General features: G+C 45.8%; 13 protein-coding genes. 5 read left to right on the forward strand and 8 right to left on the reverse strand.

The window, feature by feature from the left end; all coding sequences use genetic code 11:
- Positions 1-238: 238 nt before the first annotated feature.
- Together DVG78_RS19455 and DVG78_RS19460 are read right to left on the reverse strand one after the other, a co-directional pair.
- Positions 239-799, reverse strand: coding sequence for an acyl-CoA thioesterase (locus DVG78_RS19455; RefSeq protein ID WP_114462719.1), 561 nt, complete (start codon positions 797-799; stop codon positions 239-241).
- 78 nt (positions 800-877) lie between these two features.
- Positions 878-2,557, reverse strand: coding sequence for a S41 family peptidase (locus DVG78_RS19460; protein WP_114462720.1), 1,680 nt, complete (start codon positions 2,555-2,557; stop codon positions 878-880).
- 147 nt (positions 2,558-2,704) lie between these two features.
- On the opposite strand from DVG78_RS19460, the gene polA reads away from it, so the two are divergent.
- Positions 2,705-5,572 carry a DNA polymerase I gene (polA, locus tag DVG78_RS19465; RefSeq protein WP_114462721.1) on the forward strand — a complete coding sequence of 956 codons (2,868 nt, stop codon included), beginning with the start codon at positions 2,705-2,707 and terminating at the stop codon, positions 5,570-5,572.
- A 136-nt stretch (positions 5,573-5,708) separates the two neighbouring features.
- Here the strand turns inward: polA and DVG78_RS19470 are convergent, their stop codons facing one another.
- Positions 5,709-6,134, reverse strand: coding sequence for a hypothetical protein (locus DVG78_RS19470; protein WP_114462722.1), 426 nt, complete (start codon positions 6,132-6,134; stop codon positions 5,709-5,711).
- 365 nt (positions 6,135-6,499) lie between these two features.
- Here DVG78_RS19470 and DVG78_RS19480 point away from each other — a divergent pair, with 365 nt between their 5' ends.
- From DVG78_RS19480 to DVG78_RS19490, 3 genes are all read left to right on the forward strand, one after another.
- The gene (locus DVG78_RS19480) at positions 6,500-6,868 is read left to right on the forward strand and encodes a hypothetical protein (RefSeq protein WP_114462724.1); all 369 of its coding nucleotides are present in this window, start codon (positions 6,500-6,502) and stop codon (positions 6,866-6,868) included.
- Between the two features lie 165 nt (positions 6,869-7,033).
- Positions 7,034-10,123 carry a protein translocase subunit SecDF gene (gene secDF, locus DVG78_RS19485; RefSeq protein WP_114462808.1) on the forward strand — a complete coding sequence of 1,030 codons (3,090 nt, stop codon included), beginning with the start codon at positions 7,034-7,036 and terminating at the stop codon, positions 10,121-10,123.
- 213 nt (positions 10,124-10,336) lie between these two features.
- Entirely contained in the window at positions 10,337-11,980 is a 1,644-nt protein-coding gene (locus DVG78_RS19490) for an amino acid permease (RefSeq protein ID WP_114462725.1), read from the forward strand.
- A 102-nt stretch (positions 11,981-12,082) separates the two neighbouring features.
- On the opposite strand, the gene DVG78_RS19495 is transcribed toward DVG78_RS19490, so the two are convergent.
- The 4 genes from DVG78_RS19495 to DVG78_RS19510 form a co-directional block, all read right to left on the reverse strand.
- A complete protein-coding gene (locus DVG78_RS19495) occupies positions 12,083-12,781 on the reverse strand; it encodes a porin family protein (RefSeq protein WP_114462726.1) in 699 nt (232 codons plus the stop codon).
- A 133-nt stretch (positions 12,782-12,914) separates the two neighbouring features.
- Positions 12,915-14,873 carry an STN and carboxypeptidase regulatory-like domain-containing protein gene (locus DVG78_RS19500; RefSeq protein WP_114462727.1) on the reverse strand — a complete coding sequence of 653 codons (1,959 nt, stop codon included), beginning with the start codon at positions 14,871-14,873 and terminating at the stop codon, positions 12,915-12,917.
- A gap of 12 nt (positions 14,874-14,885) precedes the next feature.
- Positions 14,886-15,956: a FecR domain-containing protein gene (locus tag DVG78_RS19505; protein WP_114462728.1), complete on the reverse strand. Its 1,071-nt coding sequence runs from the start codon at positions 15,954-15,956 to the stop codon at positions 14,886-14,888.
- 14 nt (positions 15,957-15,970) lie between these two features.
- Positions 15,971-16,549, reverse strand: coding sequence for an RNA polymerase sigma-70 factor (locus DVG78_RS19510; protein ID WP_114462729.1), 579 nt, complete (start codon positions 16,547-16,549; stop codon positions 15,971-15,973).
- Between the two features lie 276 nt (positions 16,550-16,825).
- Between DVG78_RS19510 and DVG78_RS19515 the strand changes: the two genes are divergently transcribed.
- A complete protein-coding gene (locus tag DVG78_RS19515) occupies positions 16,826-17,557 on the forward strand; it encodes a head GIN domain-containing protein (protein WP_114462730.1) in 732 nt (243 codons plus the stop codon).
- Between the two features lie 45 nt (positions 17,558-17,602).
- On the opposite strand, the gene DVG78_RS19520 is transcribed toward DVG78_RS19515, so the two are convergent.
- On the reverse strand, positions 17,603-23,311 hold the full coding sequence (locus tag DVG78_RS19520; RefSeq protein ID WP_114462731.1) for a Kelch repeat-containing protein: 5,709 nt from the start codon (positions 23,309-23,311) through the stop codon (positions 17,603-17,605).
- Between the last annotated feature and the right edge of the window lie 444 nt (positions 23,312-23,755).

The following is a 23,755-nucleotide window of genomic DNA, read 5'->3' on the forward strand; positions in this document are numbered from 1 at the left end:
AGATGAAAAATTTGTAAATGTTGTATTATTCTGTGGTAAGTTAATCAAAAGTTAAAAACCCCAGCAATAGTTAGCTGGGGTTTTTAAAGAAAAACAAAGTCCAAAGTAATTTCCAAGGGAAGCCTAAGAAAACCCGTCGTTATCAGCGACGGGTTTCTTGTTTTTAGCCTAAAGAGAAATAGGCGAGAAAAAATCCAAAAAGCTTCGGAATAGCCTTTGTAGATTGGGATGCGCGAGTTTATGAACTTTGGGCGTCATGGTTAACAATACATCGCTCATTTTTGAGCAGATGCAAATTCTCCTCCAATTTCATCCGCGTTTTCTCATTGTCGAATTCACCCGCGTAGGTGGTTTTCAGTTCTTTGCGTTTGATGGCTTCCAAAAATCGCCGTGTATCTTCTTTGGTTTCGAGGCTGAGCGGAGGTACTTCGGTGGGCTTTCCTTCGTCGTCCTTGGCAACCATTGTAAAATAGGAGGTATTGGTATGTTTTTGAACACCTGTTCTAACATCTTCCGCAATCACCCTGATACCCACTACCATCGAACTGCGACCTACGTAATTGATGGAGGCGTGGAGTGATACCAATTGCCCGACTTCGATGGGTTGGAGAAAGTTGACGCCTTCGACCGATACTGTCACTACATACGTGCCTGCGTGCTTGGAAGCGCACACATAAGCCACTTTGTCCATGAGTGATAACAAAATTCCTCCGTGGATTTTGCCACCGAAGTTGGCGTACGAAGGAATCATTAATTCCGTGATGGTTGTGCGGGAAAAGTTGACAGATTTGGCGAGCATGGGCAAAAAAATAGGTTATTGCAGACTTTATTAAAGAACTTCTAACAAAAATCTACAATAACCTGAGGATTCGCAAACTTACTTTTTGCCGTCTTTTAAGCTTACACTCGTGCGCGACAGTTTTTCGGCTTCGTCAAAAAGGGTTACTGCTTTTTTATAGCCTTCGTCTAAGTCGGACATTACTTGGTAAAATTCATTATTTAAGCCCGCTTTATCGCGTTTTTGGTAGGCATAACGCCCAATCATCGCTTTCAAGTAAGTACGGATATAAGGCTTTGAGCGCTTGTATTCTTGTTCGTTAAACTTAATGTCGTCGTTATTGGCATTGCGAAGAATAATCTCCATGTCTGCCTCGCTTGGGGTGAAGTTTTTGAGGTAGTCAGCAAAAGTAAGTTTTTCCAACTGCTTTTTATTTTCGCCCACGTATCGTACGGCATAATCGCGAACGATGTTTTTGCCAAATAATTCATACAAATACGGCGTCATCATGCTGGTATCGCGGGGCACAAACACATCGGGGGTGATTCCGCCGCCGCCATAAACGACCCGCCCTGCATCCGTACGGAACTGGAGTTTGGGGTTGTTTTTGATGCTGTCAGCAACGAAAAGCTCTCCGTGTGAAAAACGATTTTTGATGTCTTTTTCGTAACTTTCTACATCACCGTGGGTGTAAGGTTTTTGGATACTGCGACCACTCGGAGTAAAATAACGGGAAATAGTCAGACGCAGTTCGGAGCCATCCGATAAATTGACGGGCATTTGCACCAACCCTTTTCCAAACGAGCGTCGACCCACAATCAAAGCGCGGTCGTGGTCCTGCAATGCCCCCGCTACAATTTCAGAGGCCGAAGCACTGCCTTCGTCGATGAGGACTACCACGCTTCCGTTCTCAAACATGCCCACGTTCTTGGTGCGGGTTTGGCGGTCATACCGGTCATCTTTGCCGTCGGTATACACAATCATTTTATCGCCCGAAATCAATTCGTCCACCATGTTGGTGGCACGGTCCATGTAGCCGCCTGGATTGCCTCTCAAATCCAACAGTAGTTTTTTCATTCCTTGGGTCTTGAGGCTGCTTATGGCATTTTTAAACTCGTCGTAGGTGGATTCAGAAAAACGGGTCACTTTAACGTATCCTGTTTCTTTATCAATCATGTAGGAAGCATCTACCGAATAGGTAGGAATCCGGTCTCGTTTCAGTTGAAAAGCCAAGGGTTTAGGCACACCTCTGCGTAAAATCTCGATTTTAACTTCGCTGCCGCGTGGTCCGCGCAGCTTAGAAAAAATAAAAGCATTGTCAACCTTTGTTCCCGTAAAGACTTCGTTATTGACTTTCAAAATCTTATCGCCACTTTGAATACCAGCCGCTTCGGAAGGGCCGCCTACGAGTGGAGAAACCACATATACGGTGTCTTTGTACAAGTTGAATTCTATACCGATTCCGTCAAACCCGCTTTCTAGCTGAGAACGAGCCGCAACGGCATCTTTGGGGTTGAAATAATAGGTGTGTGGGTCGAGCTTTTCGAGCATTTTAGTGATAGAATAATCCACCAGCTCGTCGGTATTGACCGTGTCAACGTAGTTATTATCAATCAGTTGAAGAACCTCTTTGAATTTGGTATAGCCTCGGGCCACGTCAGTGATTCCCTTGCTTCCCCCAAAAAACGTAGCGCCCAGAAATACCCCAGCGGCTAACGTAATACTCAATAAAATCGGCAACCGTACGGTGCGGCGATCGTTTTGGATTGGATTTTCCATGTTACTTTTACAGAGTGCGAGTCGTAATGTACAGATAGTGCATAAAAATAACGCACAAACGCCATAGGTAGTTTAACAACTCGTTAGAAAAATCAAAAATCCCGTTAAACTTTCCTTTCTTTGCATCATTTACTCATTAAATGACCCATGAAGCCTGACAAAAAACTGTTTCTTTTAGATGCCTTTGCGCTGATTTATCGTGCCCATTTCGCCTTTCTTAAAGCTCCCAGAATTACTTCTAAAGGGTTGAATACAAGTGCCGTATTTGGTTTTTTGAACACCTTGCGGGAAGTTTTAAAAAACGAAAAACCAACGCACTTGGGGGTAGCATTTGATACGCCCAAGCCTACATTTCGTCACGTACAGTTTGAGGCCTACAAAGCCCAACGGCAGCAGCAACCCGAAGACATTACCATCGCGGTTCCGTACGTGAAGCGATTGCTGAAAGCTATGTGTATTCCTGTGTTGGAGGTAGATGGCTATGAAGCAGATGATGTGGTGGGAACGCTTGCTAAAAAGGCCGCTCGCTCAGGATTTGAAGTGTTTATGATGACGCCCGACAAAGACTACGGTCAGTTGGTTGAGGAACATATTTACCTGTATAAACCCGCCATCATGGGCAAAGGCGTTGAAATCATGGGGCCTGCCGAAGTGTGCGCGCGTTGGGGGGTCAAAGATATCAGTCAGGTGGTGGATATGCTGGGTTTGCAGGGCGATGCGGTGGATAACATTCCGGGGATTCCGGGTGTGGGAGAAAAGACCGCTCAAAAACTAATTGAAGAGTTTGGCTCTATCGAAAACCTGTTGGTCAATACTCACAAACTAGCGGGAAAACTCAAAGAAAAAGTCATCGAAGGTGCCGATAAAGCCATTTTGTCAAAGCATTTGGCCACCATTGATATAAATGTACCGATTGAATTTCACGAAGAAGACCTCCTCATGTGTGAGCCCGATCGTGATATGCTGTCGGCATTGCTGGATGAGTTGGAATTTCGCACGTTGCGTAAAAGTATGTTGGGCGAAGATGCCACCGATGTCAAACTAACTAACTTGTCGGCCGCTGCTTCTTCGGCTGATAAAAAAGGCCAACTTAGTTTGTTTGGAGAAAGTGCTCCTACGCCCGAAAGCAACGCTCAAAACAAACCAGTAACGTCTTCGGAAAGCGAGTTGCCGTTTCAAACGCCCGAATTTTCTTCGGAGCGCCGCACGGTAGCCAATACGCTCCACCGCTATCATTTGGTTGATACCCCCGAGTTGCGGCAGTCGTTGGCGTATTATCTGAGTTTGCAAGAGGCTTTTTGCTTTGATACCGAGACCAACTCCCTAGATGCCATTGATGCCGAATTGGTAGGAATGTCGTTTGCCTACCAAAAAGGCGAGGCGTTTTACGTGAGCGTTCCGGCTGACCGCGAAGAGGCTCAAAAGGTAGTGGAAGATTTTAGGGCGGTGTTGGAAGATGAAAAGATTGAGAAAATCGCCCAAAACCTTAAATACGACCTGCTCGTTCTTCAAAACTACGGGATTGAGATTCGGGGACCCATTTATGATACCATGCTGGCGCATTACCTGATTGAACCAGATAAGCGCCATAATATGGATATTTTGGCTAATTCGTACCTGAATTATGAGCCCGTTTCGATTGAGGCATTAATTGGCAAAAAAGGCCCTAAACAGCTTACGATGCGGGATGTTGACATCGAAAAGTTGGTAGAATACGCCGCCGAAGATGCCGACGTAACGCTACAATTGAAAGAAAAACTGAACCCGATATTGATTGAAAATCAGGCGGAAAAACTTTTCAGAGGGGTGGAAGTTCGGCTGGTACCTGTGTTGGCGGGGATGGAGCGCGAAGGGATTAAAGTAGACATGAATGCCCTAAAAGAAATGTCGGGCGTGTTGGAGACGGATATGAAATTGGTAGAAAAAGACATCTATCAATTGGCGGGAGAGGAGTTCAATATTTCTTCGCCGAAACAATTGGGCGTGGTGTTGTTTGAAAAAATGCAATTGATTAAAAAGCCTAAAAAAACGGCAACGGGTCAATATGCGACGGGCGAGGATATTCTGTCGGACTTGGAAGCTGAGCACGAAATAGCGCGTAAAATTTTGGATTATCGCGAGCTGCAAAAACTGAAGTCTACCTATGTCGATGCCTTGCCATTATTGATTAATGCCAAAACGGGTCGAATTCATACCTCCTTTAATCAAGCCGTAGCGGCTACGGGGCGTTTGAGTAGTACCAATCCAAACCTCCAAAATATTCCGATTCGAACGCCGAGAGGGCGCGAAATTCGCAAAGCTTTTGTGCCGTATAGCGACGAGTTTGTGATTCTTTCGGCCGATTATTCCCAAATCGAATTGCGAATTATGGCGGCTTTCAGTCAGGATGCTACTATGTTGGAGGCGTTTAACCAAGGCTTAGACATTCACGCCAGTACTGCCAGTAAGGTATTTAAAGTGGAGCTTGCTGACGTTACTTCTGATATGAGACGCAAGGCAAAAATGGTCAATTTTGGCATTATCTACGGTATCTCAGCGTTTGGGTTGGCCCAACGGTTGGGGATTCCGCGTGGCGAAGCCGGCGAAATAATCCGTGCCTATTTTGAAGAATTCCCCGCCGTAAAAACATTCATGGATTTATCGATTAACAAAGCCCGGGAAAACAAATACGTAGAAACCATTCTGGGGCGTCGACGGTATTTGGCTGATATTGATTCTCAGAACCAAACGACGCGGAGTTTTGCCGAGCGCAACGCCATCAACGCCCCCATCCAAGGCTCGGCGGCCGATATGATAAAAGTGGCCATGATTAATATTCACGATTTCCTGAAAAAAGAGAAACTCCGCTCTAAGATGATTCTTCAGGTACACGATGAATTGGTGTTTGATGCTCACCGCGACGAGGTAGAGCTATTGAGCCAGCACGTAAAAGAGTTAATGGTCAATGCCATTCCGCTTCCCGTTAAAATGGATACTGGGATAGGATTGGGGAATAACTGGTTGGAAGCGCATTAAAAATGATATAAATAAATGGGGTTGTGAGCAACCGTGTGGTTGGTTTCTCAACACCAACCACACGGCGGTGAAGCAGGCAGGATGGCTCGCCGCCGTGTTTCTCAAAACCTTCATAGAGAAGCTTTAACACAACCCCTTACTGATTTCCGTACTTCACCGCCGTGCCTGTCATCACAAAACCCTGATAATCTTTGGCAGTATAGTATTGGTATTTTACGTTGACGAGCGCGTGGGCGCCCATGCCTACACCCTGCAAGATAAGTTGGTCGAGCAACGCCCGTTTTTGATCTTCGTCGTTTCCTCTAAATAGCATTCGCCCTTCCTTGGTTTGTCGCTCACTAAGGGGGACTTCCTTCTCAACTTTGACAGGGCCAATGGGGGTATAAAGACGGGTGGTAGGTTGGTTTTCGTAAAATACATCAATGGGATAATCTGCTTTGGCCAGTTTGATAGGGATGCCTAAACCACCGTCGGAGGTAGTGACGGGGCGTGTGCACGAAAACAAAAAGGTGAAAGCAAAAAGACAAAATATAAAGGAGGTAATTGACTTCATCAGATTCATAGCATTCTTTTTTAAGTGTTCTCGTTATACACCACAAACGAAAACAATGTTTCAGTAAAACGAAAATTTTTGATGTCGTATTGTCGGTTCAAAGCAAAGGATTATTATCCAATAAATGCATACATAACCAACGAAATGCGTCGGTGCGTGCGTTTTTTGTACGCACGCACAAAAAAAATAACGAGGCTGATTGCATGAAAATAGGGGTGTATTTTGAGTTTGTATGATATTTCAGAGAAATAGCTAGACAAAATTGATAATCTAAAACGAAGCGGCTCTTGTTTTGCAAAAAAAATGGTACGAACTTTGCGAGCCCTTTAAAACCGTAGACCATTATAGGTTGAAACGGTGCTTAAACCAAAGAAATGAAACAACGCAGGTTTTTTACACAACTGACTTCCGCTGCCTTGGCGCTGCTGTTATTAATAACAGCTACTGCAGGTAAGTCGTTGTTGTTGCCCAAAGCCGCTGTCAAGAAGCCTGTTTCTGAAGAAACTTCTAAAAGCAAAAAAGCCAACCAAGAACGGCCTGTGGTGCAGGAAATGTCGTTGGTGGCAGTCGTGGCTCCTGCGGTTTCGTTTGATTTTGAGCAATCCTTTTATTTTTTACCTACTATTTTTAGTGTCGAACTGCCCGGCACCAATGCCCTTCCAAAGCGGTTTGACATCTTTTATTACTTCTTCTCCTTTTTCCGAAATGTATTCGGACATTTTATTGCGATTAATGCGCCTTAGTTGAGGCGAAAATGACGGTGATTTTGTCACTTCGATTCACTGTGCAGTTGTGAAAGCACATTGTATTTTCATTTTGGGGCATGTCCTAAGGCCCTTTACGGGGATAAAACCCCTCTATCGTTTCACAAATATTTATTTCAATCATTTATTTACTTCAATAAAACAATGCAAAACAGACTTGGCATTTGGATTTTGACCGTAGTTGTTGCGGTATTGAGTATCTATTATCTGTCCTTCACGTTTGTAGCGCGCGGGATTCGTAAAGATGCTGAAACCTACGCTACGGCAAAAGATGGTCTTGTAGACCAAAAGAAAAAAGAGCGTTATCTCGACTCACTTCGTCGCGAGCCCGTTTATTTGGGAAGTACGTATCAGGAAGTTACCCAACGTGAGTTAGGATTAGGTCTTGATTTACAGGGAGGTATGCACGTGGTGCTTGAAGTAGCTCCCACCGATATTTTGAAAGGATTGGCGGGCGGAAATGCGCGCAACAGTCAGTTTAACGAAGCACTCAAACAGGCCACTGAGGCGCAGAAATCGAGCCAGTCTAATTATGTAGACTTGTTTGTAAGTTCTTACAAAAAGGTGGCTCCAAGCGCAACTTTGGCGCAAATTTTCTCTAATAGCACCAATCGTGGTAAAATTAGCAATAGCTCATCGGACAGCGAAGTAACGAAGTTTTTGAAAGAAGAAGTGGACGGAGCTACGAGCCGTGCGTTCCAAATCATTCAACAGCGCGTGGATAAATTTGGGGTAGCCAACCCTAACATCCAACGTTTGCCGGGTTCAGGCCGTATTCTGATTGAGTTGCCAGGGGTAGATAACCCCGAGCGTGTGCGTCGACTTTTGACAGGTTCTGCCAAGCTTGAATTCTGTGAAGTATACACATTGGATGAAGTTTCGCCAGCGCTTAATGCATTGGGTGCTTATCTGACACAGTTGGATTTGGAAAAGAAAATCGCTGAAAAAGGCACTTCCGCTGCCGATACTTCAAAAGCGGGTGGATTGGCGGCTCAGTTGGCCAAAGGGGTAAAAACAGATTCTACCTCAAAAGATACAACCGCTAACCAAACAGGTCTTGCTAGTTTGTTTGTGCCAATTTCTCAAGGTCAACTAGGTGTGTATGCCAAAGACACTGCCCGTGCCAATGAGCTTTTGGCCCGTACAGAAGTAAAGGCGATGTTTCCTTCTGATGCCGTTATTATGTGGGACCGCAAAGGAGTTGAGACGACTGACAAGCGTAACGAAATCGTTGGTATTTACTTTATTAAGAAAGCCAACGGACAGGCGCCGTTGGAAGGGGATGTGATTGTAGATGCAACGGGTAACAACTACGATGACCGCGGTCGTCCAGAAGTGTCGATGCGTATGAACGCCGAAGGAGCCCGTAAATGGAAAAACCTGACTGCTGCTAACATTGGCCGTCCAGTAGCCATTATTTTGGACGGATTTGTATATACCGCACCAAACGTGCAAAATGAAATTCCTAACGGAAACTCAAGCATCACGGGTAGCTTTACCATTGATGAAACCAAAGACATGGCCAACGTGCTCAAAGCAGGTAAGCTTCCTGCGCCGACCACTATCGTGGAAGAGGCCATCGTAGGAGCTACATTGGGTTCAGAATCAGTTAGTGCAGGGGTAATTTCCTCGTTGGTAGGTTTGTTGGTTGTATTGATTTTCATGGTCATCTACTACAACAAGGCGGGAATGATTGCCGACGTGGCGTTGGTTATCAACCTGTTTTTCCTGATGGGGATTATGGCTTCGTTGGGAGCAATCCTTACCCTGCCAGGTATTGCGGGTATCGTGTTGACGATTGGTATGGCGGTGGATGCCAACGTGTTGGTGTTTGAACGTATCAAGGAAGAATTGGCAGCGGGTAAAGAATTGAAATTAGCGATTTCGGATGGTTTCAAAAACTCACTTTCTTCTATTCTTGACTCAAACGTAACGACTTTATTGACGGGTATTATCCTTTTCTTCTTGGGTACAGGCTTGATTTTAGGTTTTGCCACGACCCTCGTGATTGGTATCCTGACGTCGTTGTTTGCGGCATTGTTTGTATCTCGTTTGATTTTAGAATGGTGGGTTGGTAAAGGCCGTAAGATTGAATTTTTCGCTTCATGGTCGCAAAACTTGTTCAAAGATGCCAACTTCGACTTCGTATCACGTCGTCGTGTGTATTATATTATTTCTTCGGTCATTATCGGATTAGGAATTATCTCTGTCATTTTCAAAGGATTTGGGTTGGGGGTTGACTTCAAAGGCGGCCGTAGTTACGTTGTCCGTTTTGAAAAAGGAGTTGAGACTTCCGAAGTTCGTGAGATTTTGACGGGAGTGTTTGGTGCTGCTCCTGAAGTAAAAACATTTGGGGGAATCGGTATCGGAGCCAATGAGCAGGTAAAAGTAACGACCAGCTTTTTGGCTGATGCCACCACACCAGATGCCGATAAACAGGCCGAAGCCAAATTGAACGAAGGATTAAGTAAGTTGCCTAACAATAAGGCAACCATTCAAAGTTCACAAAAAGTAGGGCCGACGATTGCGTTTGACTTGATTATGACTTCCTTGAAATCGATTTTATTGGCGGTGCTGGTGGTATCGATATACATTTTTATTCGATTCCGTAAGGTTGCGTTCGTTTGGGGGGCTATTGTGGCTCTGTTCCACGACGTTCTCGTTATTTTGGCGGTATTCTCTATCTTCAACGGTTTGCTACCTTTCTCATTGGATGTTGACCAAGCATTTATTGGGGCGGTTCTGACGATTATGGGTTATTCAATGAACGATACTGTCGTGGTTTTTGACCGGGTTCGTGAATATTTGAGAGACAATAAAGGTAAGAAAGAAACAATTCCAGCCATCATCAACAACGCCTTGAACAGTACGCTTAGCCGTACTGCCGTAACGGGTCTTTCGACGATGTTTGTGTTGATTGTATTATTCATTTTTGGTGGAGAGGTAATTCGCGGATTCTCCTTTGCTATGTTGATTGGGGTAATCGTGGGTACGTATTCTTCGTTGTTTGTGGCTACGCCAATCGTAGTAGATTCATTGACCCGCGACCAAGCCAAAGATGAAGCATTGGGTGACTCGAAAAAAGCTGCACCTGCTCGTTTGATTTCTGATTTCCCTGATACTCCTCGTGGTGGCTTGCAGCAAGTAGAGATGCCGCAGGAAGAAGAAGAGGAAAAAGAGAAAGTAAAGAAAGAAAAGAAAGCACCTTTGATTAAGCCTTCTTTAAAAAAATAGAGTAACTCAAAGTGGTTAGTCGTGAATGTTGCATGAAAAGTTGGATTGTTATTCAGCAAATCATTCGTCATTCCACTAACCACTTTTATTTTGCCTTAAAATAAGTTTACCTTGCATTTGTTTGGTAACAACCCAATAAGAGCGTATTTTTCAATTCCATTTCATTCACAAACAGATAGTACCTTATTGTTAAAATTTCTAACCTAATCGAGCATGGCAAATCAACTTTGGACTAGAAAGCCCTTAGATAAACTCATGAATGAGTCTTCGGGTGAAGGTAACCAACTAAAACGTACACTTGGCCCCGGCAGCTTGATTGCTCTTGGTATTGGAGCGATTATTGGCGCGGGGTTATTTTCAATTACAGGGGGAGCGGCCGCCAATCAGGCTGGACCCGCCATTACCATTTCTTTTATAGTGGCTGCATTCGGTTGTGCTTTTGCTGGGTTGTGCTATGCCGAATTTGCCTCCATGATTCCAGTGGCTGGTAGTGCCTATACCTATTCTTATGCTACCATGGGGGAGTTCATCGCGTGGATTATCGGCTGGGATTTAGTGTTGGAGTATGCCGTAGGGGCCGCCACGGTAAGTATCAGTTGGAGCCGATATTTAATAAAATTCTTAGAAGGCTTTGATGTTCACTTACCCGTTGCGCTTACGGTTGGACCTTGGGATGGCGGGCTTATCAACCTTCCTGCCGTATTTATTGTTGTTCTGATGAGTTTGTTACTCATGAAAGGAACACAGGAAAGTGCTACCGTAAATGGTATCATTGTAGCTTTGAAAGTAACGGTTGTGATTATTTTCATCGTTTTGGGTTGGAAATATATCAATACCGATAACTATGTTCCTTATATTCCTGACAATACTGGCACCTTTGGTGAATATGGATTCAGTGGTATTATTCGAGCGGCGGCTATTGTGTTTTTCGCCTACATTGGATTTGATGCGGTAAGTACCGCCGCCCAAGAGGCTAAAAACCCGCGCAAGGATATGCCTATCGGTATTTTGGCTTCCTTGGCGATTTGTACGATTCTCTATATTTTGTTTGCTCACGTCATGACGGGTGTAACAAGTTATACTTCTTTCAAAGGGCAGGACGGGATTGCGCCAGTTGCAGTAGCCATTGAGCACATGGGAACGCCCAATGCCGCAGGAGTGATTGTGCCGGATTATCCTTGGTTGAACCGGGCGATTATAGTGGCGATTTTGGCGGGGTATGCTTCGGTTATTCTGGTAATGCTCATGGGCCAAACGCGCGTATTCTTCAGTATGAGTAAAGATGGATTGTTGCCAAAAATCTTTTCAAGCGTTCATCCTAAATTCCAGACGCCAGTCAAGAGCAATGCCATGTTTATGCTGTTTGTGAGTTTGTTTGCGGCATTTATTCCAGCAAGGGTGGTGGGCGAGATGACCAGTATCGGTACTTTGTTTGCCTTTATTCTGGTGTGCCTCGGTATCATCGTAATGCGCAAGCAGATGCCAAATGCTCCCCGGGCTTTTGTGACACCTTTGGTGCCGTTGGTTCCTATTTTGGGCGTTGTTACCTGTTTCTTTATGATGGCATTTTTGCCATTAGATACTTGGATTCGTTTGATTGTGTGGATGATTATCGGTTTCGATATCTATCTATGGTACGGTATCCACAATAGTAAGTTGTCTACGGGAGTAGGAACCTTAAAAGGAGATTTTAAGATAGTGTGTTTGTCAGGATTGGCGCTTGCCGCAGTGTTGGGGGTGGTCGCTTTTGTACACCACAATCAATCAATTGAGGGAGATGCTCCCCTGTTTTATTTCTCTTTGATTTTTGCCGCTATTCACGCCGTAGCTTATTTATATACTTGGCTGAAAAAATAACTTTAGTCTTTTGGTAACATAAAAAAACCGCCTTGATGAGAGGCGGTTTTTTTATGCAATTTTTCATTAGCGAGGTTGTGAGCAACCTCGCTTCACACTTATCTACTGTCCGAGAGGTATTGCAAATCCCGCCAAAACACTGAAACTTTGGTTATGAACGGGAACCCTAACAAGTGGGGTGTCGTAGAGTCGAGTGAGGCCGCGCTCGTAACGACCTTCAACAAATATTTTACTGTTTCCTACCGTAAAACTAAGGCCCACACCGCCCGCAGCTCCTACTTCAAAGCGGTTAAACGTCCCCAAGCCAATTTTTGTCCGTGTAGGTTGGGTTTGAAATAAAATCAAATCCGCCCGCGAAACGATTTTTCCATCGGCCAGATAATTGAACGTTGGCCCTGCAATAAGGTAAGGTTGGACGGGGCTGTCTTCGTATCCAAAATCGTATTGGAACAACATAGGTGCCTGAATGTAGGTAAGGCGCTGCTTGATGCTTCCACCCAACGGGATATTTACGCCGATGAGATCCAGCAGATTATTGGAAGAAATCCCCGCTCCGCTTTGCTTGTACCCAAGCTCAGGACGAAACGATAAGCCGCCCGCAATTGGCACTTTTAAGAAAATAGCACCGTTGCCGCTCACGATATAATCAAGGTTGCCCGTAAAATTTTCGATAAATCCGCCGTTGCCTGTGGTTTTAGCAAGTGATACTCCTCCGCGTGCCCCAATGGATACTTGTGCGTGGGTCGATAAACCTACACATACTACTGAAAGGGCGGTTAATAGATGACGTAATCTTTTCATTTTGTCAGAAGATGGTTAATTAAACAATAAAAAAGTTACGTAAAGTTGGCATCATGTCTAGAGTTGTTTTATCACTTAACGACGTTTAGACGCGGGTATTTTAACTTGTCACTGAATGTTTGGTTAACGATTGTTAACGGTTCATAATCCTTAAACCCGCCTGAAAACCTACCCAATTTGTCAAATCAAGGCCATTGCGAAGTGTTGTGTTTGGAAAGACTTGATACAGAGTTGACTTGTCTACTTTTAGATAACCAGGTTGGGCTGTCATGGCCGTGAGAGAGGCCGCGCCGAAGAGGGCCACCCCGCGTGCGATTCTTTTTTCAAGTCCTAAACTTGCCCGGTAAAAATGGCCATTGGATGTATCGAAGCGATTGGTGGCTTCCATGATTTTATTGGCGGTGAGGTCGAAGTTGGTCATCCAGCCGCGCCCGAAGTTAATAGCGGTGCCAAGGCCATAGCCAAAGGTGTAGAGGGGTTTATCGGCGATGCCGAAACTGCCGCCGATGGTGACAATATTGTACAAACGCCGAACGCCCGTTTTGAAGGTAAGGTTGGCGTAATTAAGCTCGTCAGTACTGATTTCAAAACGACGATACCCGTTGCGCCGTACAAAACTGAATATTCCGATGGGAACAGCACCTGATGAGTCAGCATAATTGAATACCCCTAATTGGAGCCCTTTTTCATGGATGGTGGCGTAATTTATAAAAGGACTTATCTGAACACCGCGAAATTTCCTGAGTGCTACGTTGCCAAATCCGCTTATCTGCCAGCCGTGCATGTTGCCTAGCGTTACGTTGGCAAAGCCACTCATCTGCCAGCCGTACATTTTGCCCATTGTAACACTCGCAAAACCAGCGCTTTGGAAGCCGTTATAAAAATTTTGACCCGTTAAGTTGGCAAATCCCGCCACCTGAACCCCGCTGTGATTGCCTCCCGTGGCATTGGCAAATCCCGCCAATTGCATACCTTCAACATTTTTTAAAACGGCATTGGCAAAGCCTGACGCCTGCACTCCGTATACGTTCCGACCCACCAAATTGGCAAAGCCTGCAAATTGAGCGCCGTGTACATTCCAACGGACAAGGTTGGCAAAACCACCCACTTCCAAGGCGTTGACGCCCAAGGAATAGCCCGCGATGATATTAAAAGACATTGAATTGACAACGTTTCCGCTCATGACGTGGTTGGTCCCGATAAACGGGAGCAATGAAACCTGAAACGGTCGATAAAGCGTATCTCGTACGTTTTGAATGTGAACCGCCTGTTTAGCCGTGGCAAAGGCATCGACAAAGGTTTTTTCAACGTTATCTAAATTGATTCGCTTGGGTTTGGCCGTGGCAAGTGCTGTATCATTTGAGGCGATTAATATCGGTTGTACGGTGGGAACACGAACGATTAAGGTATCGGTTGCGGGGCGAGAAATCGTCTTGAGCTGCGGTGCAACCGCCTGTAATCGGTCATCAAGCGGCATTTGTACCAAACTAATGTCCAAAGAGCGTTCGGTGACCCCAATGCTAGAACCAAAATAACGCTCTTTGCGAACCTCCAGACGCGGATTGGCAAGGGTGGCGGGGATTTTTAGACGATAGTATCCTGCCTGATTGGTTACGGCGGATGCTAGAGTACGTTTTTCAAAAATACTGACCTGGGGAATTCGCTCGCCCGTAGCGCGGTCAAAAACGTAGCCGTTGATGATGATGTCTTGGGGTTTTTCGGCAGGCAATTCAGCGATTTTTTGGAGAATAATGTGCCCACGTCGCTCTTTGTAGGCGGCCCCCCCCTTAAATATTTCGTCCAACACCTGACGAATGGCTTTTCCAGCGGCATTGAGCGTAACGCGTCGATTCAAATCAAACTCGTTGGGATTATACGAAAAACTAAAATTGCCCCGTTCGCCAATCACCCGTAACACTTCTTCGAGGCGCTCGTTGGTGACCCGTACCGTAATGGCTCGGTCTAGAATCGAGGCTTTCTGAGCGTAGCTCAACGAACTGCTAAACCCAAAGGTTAAAAGAAAAATGACGTAAGTTACGCGGCTCCGCAAGTTGAGAAAGCGGAAGATGTTGAGAGTCAATACGTGTTTCATGGCTAGTGTTTTTTACGGACAACCCTGCCCGTCGAGCAGGATGGTTTGCCCTTTTCGGGTGACTTGCAGGTGAAGCGTTTCGGCAATGACGCTCAGGGTAGCGTCCAGACTTTCGCGTTCGAAGCGAGCCGTTAATTGGCAATTTTTTAAACGACCGCTCAGTTGAATGTCGGTTTGGTAACCTTCTCGTAGCGATGCAACCACATCGCCTAAGTTTGTTTTGTCAAAGACAAACACTTTGGTACGGTACGCCATTGCGTTCAAATCGACGGCAGGAAGTTTGATGATGGTATCGGCTTGGGCGGTGGCCGTTTCATCTTTAACCAACAGTGTTTTGGCTTTTGGCGTCGAAAACTGCACTTTTCCGCTCGTTACCGCAACGTTTACTTTTTGGTCGTAAGCACGTACGTTAAAAGATGTGCCCAAAACCTTGACTTTCGTTCCGTTGGCTTTAATGATAAAGGGGTGATTTTCGTCGCGTTTTACGTCAAAATAAGCTTCCCCTTTCAGCATAACCGTACGCGTATCCTGCCCAAAATCATCGGCGTACGAAAGGGTTGTGTTGTGATTCAAAAAAACCTTTGTTCCGTCGGGTAATGTTTGCTCGGTGGTTTTTTGCTGGGTTTTTAAGACGTTGGCAATGGCAGGTTCGTTTGCTTTTTCAAAAAAACGGTACCCAAACCAACCAAGGCCCATTACGATTAAAATGCTCGCCGCCGCCCGCCAAAAACGGAAGTTGGAAGGCGATTTTCCTGAACGAAGCGGCCGAATGTCGCCGTCGTTTTTGTGGATTGTAAACGGAAGCGGATTTTGTGCGGCGACTTCCGAATCGTTCACAGCTTGCGTTGAAGGTTGAGCTGTAAATCGACCACTGACTTTTTTCCAAGCGGCATCTACGTCGACTTCGGCAACGGGTTTTATACTTTCTGCCGCTTCCCATATTTTCTGAAAACGAAGCAATTCTTCCTCACGACCCGCCGATAGGCTTAGCCACGCTTTTACCTGACGGGTTTCGTCGGGGGTGGTTTCCCCTGCCACGTAACGCGCCAGCAAATCGTCAGGAATATGTACGTTCGAATTCATTTAGTAGTTGTCAATCATAAGCAGTCGGTTAAACCCAACCAAATCAAAACGGGTAAGTAATCAGCAAGCTCAGTTCGTAATATTTTCAGGGCTTTTCCAATTTGGTTTTCGATGGTTTTGACCGAAAGCCCCAGTTGGTCGGCAATCTCTTGGTATTTTAGTTCATCAAAACGGCTCAATTTAAAAATGATTCGGCATTGTTCGGGCAGTTTTTCAATGGCTATCGATAACTGTTGTTCCAACTCATTTTTATAGACCGTTTGGCTTACCGATTCATACGTGGTTTCTTGGTGATACGTGGCGTATTGTTGGTGTTCATCCCTTACTTTTTGGTGTTTGATTCGGTTGAGGCAATGATTATGCACTGCCCGGTACAAATACGATTTCAACGATTGGGTAATTTCAATCTCAGCTCGTTTTTCCCAAATGTTCACAAACACGGTTTGGACAATTTCCTCCGCTTCGTCAGCATCCCGCAAAATCGAACGTCCGTAGGCGCATAGGCTACCGTAGTGCTTTCGAAACACCTGTTCGAAAACCCCTTCATTTCCCTGCCCAATGGCTATAAGTATTTGTGTATCCGATAATTGCACGAAATGACGAATCGTTTTGGGGCAAAGTTAACGCTTTACCCTTAACGATAGGGCCGTTTTTGTGACGAGTTGTTGAAAATGATGGTTGGAACCGCATTTTAGGTAGGACAAGCGAACCAAAGTTTACCCCTACGCGAGGCGTGTATTTTTTTTTGATGTTTTTCAAGTGAGGTGTTGCCACTAAAAAAAAGAGAATATTTTTTCAGTGTAGTATGGGGGAAGATTAAATGTAAGTTGTCATAGGTTCAAAACAGTTTAATTAATACCATAACAGTCATGAAAAAGTTACGTGTTGTTTCTGCCCGATTGGCAAGTTTTGTCTTTTTTATTTTTGCCCTTCAATCCTGCGTTTTTATTGATGGCGATGCTCGTTTGGACCCTAAAAATCCTGACAGTGAAACCTTCGACCTCCGCGATTTTGACCGGTTGGAAATGGGTAGCGCCTTCGATGTAAAGGTGCGCCAATCGGGCCAGTTTAGTGTTTTTGTACGCGGTGACCGCCGCGATATTGACGACTTAGAAGTGTTTGTAGACCGTAGTGGCAAGTTGGTCATTGGCTACCGTAATTATCGGGTTCGGCGCTATGACATGGACGTCGACATTACGATGCCTGTTTTGCGGGGCGTCGATTTTTCAGGTGCCACCGTTTCAACCATTGACGGCTTTACCAATACCCGTGATTTGGAAGTTGAATTGTCGGGCGCATCAAAATCAACGATTGACGGCGACTGGGAACGCGTAGATATTGACCTTTCGGGAGCTTCCAATTTGACCCTACGCGGACAGGGCCTAAGTCTGATTGGCGATTTGTCGGGGGCCTCTAAGTTAAATGCTTTTGATTACTTGGTGGATAATGTTGACTTGGGCCTTTCTGGTGCAAGCAGTGCCCATGTGTCGGTTGATAAATCCTTGAAAGTAGATGCAAGCGGCGGCAGCAGTTTGCGCTACCGTGGTGGTCCAGAAGTACGCTCCAATGTATCGGGCGGAAGCAGTGTGAAGAAAGATTAAAAATAGCCAACGGAGCCGTGCCTTAGACGGCTCCGTTGGTAACATTTATTGTTTACTGATTTTGAAAGTAGCCTTACGGTTGCCAACTTTTAGATTTAAAAAGTAGGTGCCTGCGGGCCAAGTGGTGGTGTTGATGGTTTCGTCATAAGAAGCAAGATTTTTTGCTTCTTTATTTAGTAATATACGCCCCGTATTATCAACCACCTGCCACTGAATATCGCTTGAGGTGGTGTCTGAAATCACGATATGAAGAAAATCGGTGGTTGGATTGGGATAAACCCGCAATGGTGCAACGCCCCAATTGTCAACGGCCGTAATGAGCGTAACGGTCACTCTGCCCGATGCTTTCCCTTCTCCACACGCATTGCTCACCGAGCGCAGCGTGTATACATCTGACCCTCTGGGTTGAACGCTCCTCAAAAGCGGCGTACGGGTGGTGCTACCCGAAAGCGTGTCGGAGATGCCATAGCCAATGACATAATTCCACGGAGAACTACCTTTAAAATCCAGTTGAAGGGTGATAGGTTCGCCCGTCAGAATGCTTAAAGAGTCTTTCTTTTGCGCTTCTACAAGGGTACCACTGGGCAAGATTCGCATCCCAAAAGGCACAGAAACAACCTCTTCTGTGGGAAGGCTGGTGGTGGTACTTACGCGGATTTGGTAGGCCGTGCCCATGGAGAGCGTATCAGGCAATTTCGCTTTGATGACTCCGTTAAATGGAAAAACAGGATTGGTAACGGAAGTGGTTCCGAGCGTAATTGGGCGGTTGAAAAGACCGTTTTTGTCGGATAAATAAGCCGTAAACTTGTACGTCGTTGCGGTCGGAATATCGGCTTTGAAGCCTATTGTTATCGAATCAGCAGGGCAGTAATTTGTTTTGTTTAAACCAGTTATTTGGACCGTAGCTTTTTTGACCACTGCGCGCACCTGACCCGCCACGCGACCCAGTCCGCAGTTATTTTTCATGGTTACGGTGTAGGTTTGGCTTGAGTCGGGGGTGGTACGAAACAAGTAGGTATTTTGGGCGGTTTGGTCTGTCAGGCCGTTTGAAAGAGTAAAACTCCACGGAGGAATGCCCGTAAATTTAAGTTGCATCGGAATACTCTCGCCCTTCCAGATTTCAGCGCTTTGCCGGTTGTCTTGGGTGTAAAAGGTAACTTTGGGCGCCAGTTGAATGGTATAAAAGACCGCTTCTTTTGCTTCAAAAATAGAAGTTTGGGCAGGGACCACCGCGATTCTATAGTCGCCATAGGGCAATGAATCGGGTAATGTAATTTTAATAGGACTGGTTTGACCAGTGCCAATGACCGTGTTTCCCGTGTAAAAACTGGCGTTTGAGGCCGAAAGGTAGGCTTTGTAGAGGGTATTAGTGCTACTGTTTTTTACACTGAAAGGGATGTTGTAGCTATTGCCCGAACATAAAGTGGGGTAGGGCAATTTATTGGTTTGTACTTCCATAACTGCCTTCGGAGCAGGAGCAGGTGTTGCGCCCGTTAGACCTGAGAGTTCTGCATCCAACAGATAGGGCGTATAGTTGCGTCCACCCCCGCATGACCACAGCGGACGGGTTTTTAAAGCAATAATATTGACTCCTTCTTTAAAAAATTGGGCTGGAATGCTAAGGGTATTTTTGGTGAAAATATTTCCAGATTGAGCCAGAAGGGTATCGACCTTCACGCCATTGATGTAAATACCCACGGCCGCGTCTTGGAAGCGGGAAATCTGCAATTGAAAGCCCGTAAAGTTGGCTTTTTGCGATAAGGTAAAGATTTTTTTGAAATAGGCGTTTCCGCCAATCTCAAGGTCTCTGATGAGGGTCCCGTCTTTAAACCCGTTGGTATTCCAAGCCGTATAATCTACAAAAGGTGCCTGACCGTACCAATCATTGTCACGTTGGGGGTTCCAGACCGTATCCTTGCTCCAAGCGGTAAAATTGCTCCATTCGGGAGCGTAATAAGGGCCACTGCCCCCCACGCAAGAGTGCAACTCCACATGCGAAAACCACGTGCTTGTAAAAGGCATCAGGCGCTTTATATCGGGGTCTTTGATGATGCTAAACGAGTCTGCAACGACGAAAGTATTGCTACCCTCTGGCTCCTTGATGAACTTAACATCCAGACGATTGTCATTGAAGAGTAATTCGACGGAGCCGCCAGTTACGTGGTAAAAATCATTGCTCGATGCAAGCACGTCCAATGGAAGTATGGAAGTACTTGGTGATTTGACCAAATTGGCATCGGTAGGGTTGTATCCGCCGTCGTTTAAAGTGGAGCTGTAAAAACCTCTACCTGCCGAACCCGTTAAAATGTAGGAATAAGCCGTTTCGGCGCTTGTTTTTACGTATGGCGTTGTGCGGCCCAAGTTACCGTTTAGGCTAAAATCAGTTTTACGGGTAGGGCCGCTTTTTCTGACCATGCCCGCCCGTAAGTACGCATGGGTATGAGAAACCACGATGGCATCTACGTGGTAAGCAGGCTCTTCCAGAATAGGCAGCAGGCGCTCTCTCACTCTTTTTAAGTCAGATTCGTCTTCTAAATGCCCGATGGTAGAAAAAGGAGGAATATGAAATGTGACCACAGTCCAACGTTTGGTGTTGGTAGCTAAATCATTTTTAAGCCACTGTATTTGTGGTATTTGATTTACATCGCCTTCGTTATGGTCGCGCACAATAGAAAGGTCGCCCCATATTTGTTTGTAGTCTTCTTTATCGTTGGGGTCTACCCATAATTTATTTCCTTCAATAAGGTACGGATTCAAAACCACAAAGTGAACATCCCCTTGATTAAAAGAATAGTACCCTTTTTCAACTCCCAGTGTAGGGCGAGGATAGGAAAAAGCCGAAAAACTTGCCGCCGTTTGTTTGTGGTAGGCTTTATGGATTTTGATGATTTCCCCGTTGTACATAAAGGCGTTGTCGGGGTCGTAGTCGTGATTGCCTAAAACTGTCCAAAAGGGAATTTTGGACAAAAGGAGCTTGTCGGTGGGGCGGTTATAAAACTTGAAAAAAGTCGTATCCAAAGCCTGTTGTAGCCCTTCAAAAGGCTGGGTGTTAGAATTGTCACCCAAAAACAGGATTCCGTCTATGTTGGGATTTCCTTTTGATTTGAGGTAATTCAAGTACGCATCGCGGACGCGATAGGGGCGTTGGTTTTGGGCTTTTCCCACTCCCGCATCTCCCAAAAGCCAATAACGCAGGGTAGTGGATGTGCTGGATAATGTCTGAAACTGATTGATTTCGGGATTGTTCTGTAACACAACTGGGTTTTCGGGGTCGCCGTAGCCCACCGAATAATAGTATTTGGCACCGCTTGCCAATCCTTCTAGCTTGACAATCTGAACCGTATCGAGGGTATAATCCTGCGCCGTTAGGTTTAAATTGGCGGGATCGGTTCCGTAGCGTACAACGCCGTTGATGGCTTCGGTGGTGTACCAGCGGATGGTCATGGTATTGGGGCCGGGTAGTTGTAAGTAGGGCTGGCGGGTGAGGCCTAAAGGGATTGTTTCCAACTGAAAATCAAACAATAAGTCGCTGCTTGTCGGACTATTTTGATAGACCACTACGGCCACCTGATTGGCTTGGGTGGTGGAAAGATTATTGAGGCGCAAGAGGGTGTCGGTCAATACCTCGGTGCCGTTTGGATAGTTTACGTACCCATCGCCGTCGGTGTCTGTCGCGTTTTTCTGATAGACGGGTTTGCCATTAACAAAAACGGCAATGCCATCATCAAACCAGAGTTTTAAGCGAAAATTGGCCGTTGTTTTACCAGAGGCGAATTGTTTACGGAAATAATATTGTTTGTGTTGAGCACCCGTAGGGCCTTGAGAAAGCAGCGTTACTGGTTTATAATCTACGTTGGCCCAGCGGTTGTTGCGGTCAAAGCCCATTGGGGCGCTCCCCGTTTTCCACGTAGCGTCGTTGTAAGTGTTTGTCTGCCAATCGGTGCTGTTCAAAAGCGTTCCATTATCCAAATAGGCCCATGAAGCGCCTCGACTGATTACTTTTGTGCTGCTTTCTACCGTGATACACGCTTGATTGTCGGCGTCGTTTGATTCTCGTGCGTATTGATAATAAATAGCGCTGCATACCTGAAACTTGCCATCGGGCTGTTGTGCCGCGTCTAATTGTGCATAAAATTGAAGCGTGGCGGTCGTTTTAGGAACAACATACGGAATGTACCAATCGAGGGTGTCATTCGAAACCGTCAGGTCTCCCAAGACAACGCTGTCGGATTTACGTCGGTAAAACTTCATGCCTTTGGGAAGTGGCGTTCGTACTTTTATACGGGTTGCGCCGTAGTTGCTTTGCTCGCTGACGGTTATCGTAAGCAGTTGCAGGTTTTGCGCTGCATACGTAACGGCTTCCGTTTTAATGGCAGCTTTTAAATCGACGGAAGGCACCCAGATTTTATTCATGTCGTTGAGGTGGCTCATCACGAGGTTTTTAATGGGTGTATAGCCCTCGAAGGTATATTGACGCTTGATTCCAAGCCCTCCAAACAACCATAAACTTCCGAGCGAATCCTCCCAAACGGCAGCAATGCTTCGGGCGCTTGGAGCATTGTCTTCGTCGGGGTCGGTACGGCTTATTTCACCATCAGAATTTACTTCATTACTTCCTGAGCGCCAAGACCATTCCTGCGTTTTAGGATTGTAGTACCAAGTATCGTTGAGCAGATTTCCCTGCTCCGTTGCGCCACCAAATACCACCAAATAGCCGTCTTTGTTCACCCATCCAGCGGCGCTCTCGCGTGCCCTTGGGATGTTGTTGACGGATGGAGCCCTCAGTGTGCCATACGTACCTTTGTGATTATAAGATTGTGTTCCGCTTATCCACACCCAGCGGTTAGTGGCGAAATTGTATTTCCAGAGGTCGTTCAGGTAAAAACTATCATCGTCGTCGTTGTAATGCTTGCCGCCAAAAATCCAAAAATCACCGTTGGCATCCGTAAAGCCCGTGGTACGGGTGCGGCTGTCGGGTAGGTTAAGCGGAGATTCAACGCCTTTTTGTCCATAGCTACCCGCAGTTTTTGGGGTGTTATTGCCCTTTATCCACGACCATACGTTTGCTTGGACGTCGTATTTCCAAAGGTCATTACCTTCGTTGCCGCTAAACAGCCACAGGTTGCCGATTTTATCCTTAAAACCCGCACCGAAGTACCGCCCACCTGGGGTGTTTTGGCTCGCGGGTACCCCCAACGTACCATAGATAGCTTTGTTGGCGCTTTGCACAGTTTGATTGGAGCCGTGCATCCAAGTCCAGGTTTTAGTGGTGGGATTATATTTCCATAAGTCGTTACCAATGATCATGGAGGTAGCAAAATCATCTGCTAAAGGGCGGCTGCCGCCGTAGAGCCACAGATTGCCGTCGTTGTCGGCCCACATGGTATGCCCAACTCGGCCGCCTGGAAAGTTTTCGGTGGAGGCAACTCCCTTGGTTCCGTGGTTTGCGGCTCTGTTTGGCAGATTGGAGCCGCCCTCCCACGTCCATTGATAAGTACTGACGTCAAATCGCCATAAATCACCGAAGTTATTTCCGTCGGTTCCTCCGCCGTAGAGCCATAGATTACCGTTTTTATCGGTACATGAGGCGGCACCAATTCGTTTTCCAGGCGAATTTTCGGCGCTCGGGATGCCTTTTATCCCGTAAATACCCTGCCCGTCGGTGGCGGTGGTCAATACCCATTCCTGCGCCCAAGTAAGGGTAGTAAAGAAAATTCCGATGCTTATGCCGACCCATTTTGTAAATAAACGCATGTGCTGTTGTCTGATTTGGAGTAGATAAAGAATGGTACAAAAATGATAAACCGCATAACCAGTTACGCAGGTAATAAACACAGAGGCCACTCCACTACATGGCCATGTTTTTGGTTGAAACTTAGCCAGTATTTGGTTGGGCTACAATGATGGTAGTGGGCCTATATAGATGATTAAAATCAGCTTGGGAATAATTGCCTTCGATTTGAAAGGTTGAGGTGAAGTGAAGATTTTTTGAATAAATTAAAAAATAGACGATTTATGGCGGGAAAAAGCCCCTAACTGAGATTGTTTTCGCTGATTAGGCAGGAATTGAGAAATGTTTGTAAAACCGGATTAAGTTAAAAAATTCATAACTTTGCACTCCGTTTTCAGAAATTTGTCAATAGAAGTCGTTAATGGTTAATGGTTGAACAAGAAGGATGCCCGAAAAATGGTCCCGTA

The sequence above is a fragment of the Runella aurantiaca genome (genome assembly GCF_003339505.1).
Classification (GTDB): Bacteria; Bacteroidota; Bacteroidia; order Cytophagales; family Spirosomataceae; genus Runella; species Runella aurantiaca.

What these genes read in the sequence shown, in the direction of transcription:
- DVG78_RS19460 (WP_114462720.1), bottom strand. Translation starts at nt 2,557, where the DNA reads ATGGAAAATCCAATCCAAAACGATCGCCGCACCGTACGGTTGCCGATT.
- DVG78_RS19490 (WP_114462725.1), top strand. Translation starts at nt 10,337, where the DNA reads ATGGCAAATCAACTTTGGACTAGAAAGCCCTTAGATAAACTCATGAAT.
- DVG78_RS19470 (WP_114462722.1), bottom strand. Translation starts at nt 6,134, where the DNA reads ATGAATCTGATGAAGTCAATTACCTCCTTTATATTTTGTCTTTTTGCT.
- DVG78_RS19515 (WP_114462730.1), top strand. Translation starts at nt 16,826, where the DNA reads ATGAAAAAGTTACGTGTTGTTTCTGCCCGATTGGCAAGTTTTGTCTTT.
- DVG78_RS19500 (WP_114462727.1), bottom strand. Translation starts at nt 14,873, where the DNA reads ATGAAACACGTATTGACTCTCAACATCTTCCGCTTTCTCAACTTGCGG.
- DVG78_RS19480 (WP_114462724.1), top strand. Translation starts at nt 6,500, where the DNA reads ATGAAACAACGCAGGTTTTTTACACAACTGACTTCCGCTGCCTTGGCG.
- DVG78_RS19455 (WP_114462719.1), bottom strand. Translation starts at nt 799, where the DNA reads ATGCTCGCCAAATCTGTCAACTTTTCCCGCACAACCATCACGGAATTA.
- secDF (WP_114462808.1), top strand. Translation starts at nt 7,034, where the DNA reads ATGCAAAACAGACTTGGCATTTGGATTTTGACCGTAGTTGTTGCGGTA.
- DVG78_RS19520 (WP_114462731.1), bottom strand. Translation starts at nt 23,311, where the DNA reads ATGCGTTTATTTACAAAATGGGTCGGCATAAGCATCGGAATTTTCTTT.
- polA (WP_114462721.1), top strand. Translation starts at nt 2,705, where the DNA reads ATGAAGCCTGACAAAAAACTGTTTCTTTTAGATGCCTTTGCGCTGATT.
- DVG78_RS19505 (WP_114462728.1), bottom strand. Translation starts at nt 15,956, where the DNA reads ATGAATTCGAACGTACATATTCCTGACGATTTGCTGGCGCGTTACGTG.
- DVG78_RS19495 (WP_114462726.1), bottom strand. Translation starts at nt 12,781, where the DNA reads ATGAAAAGATTACGTCATCTATTAACCGCCCTTTCAGTAGTATGTGTA.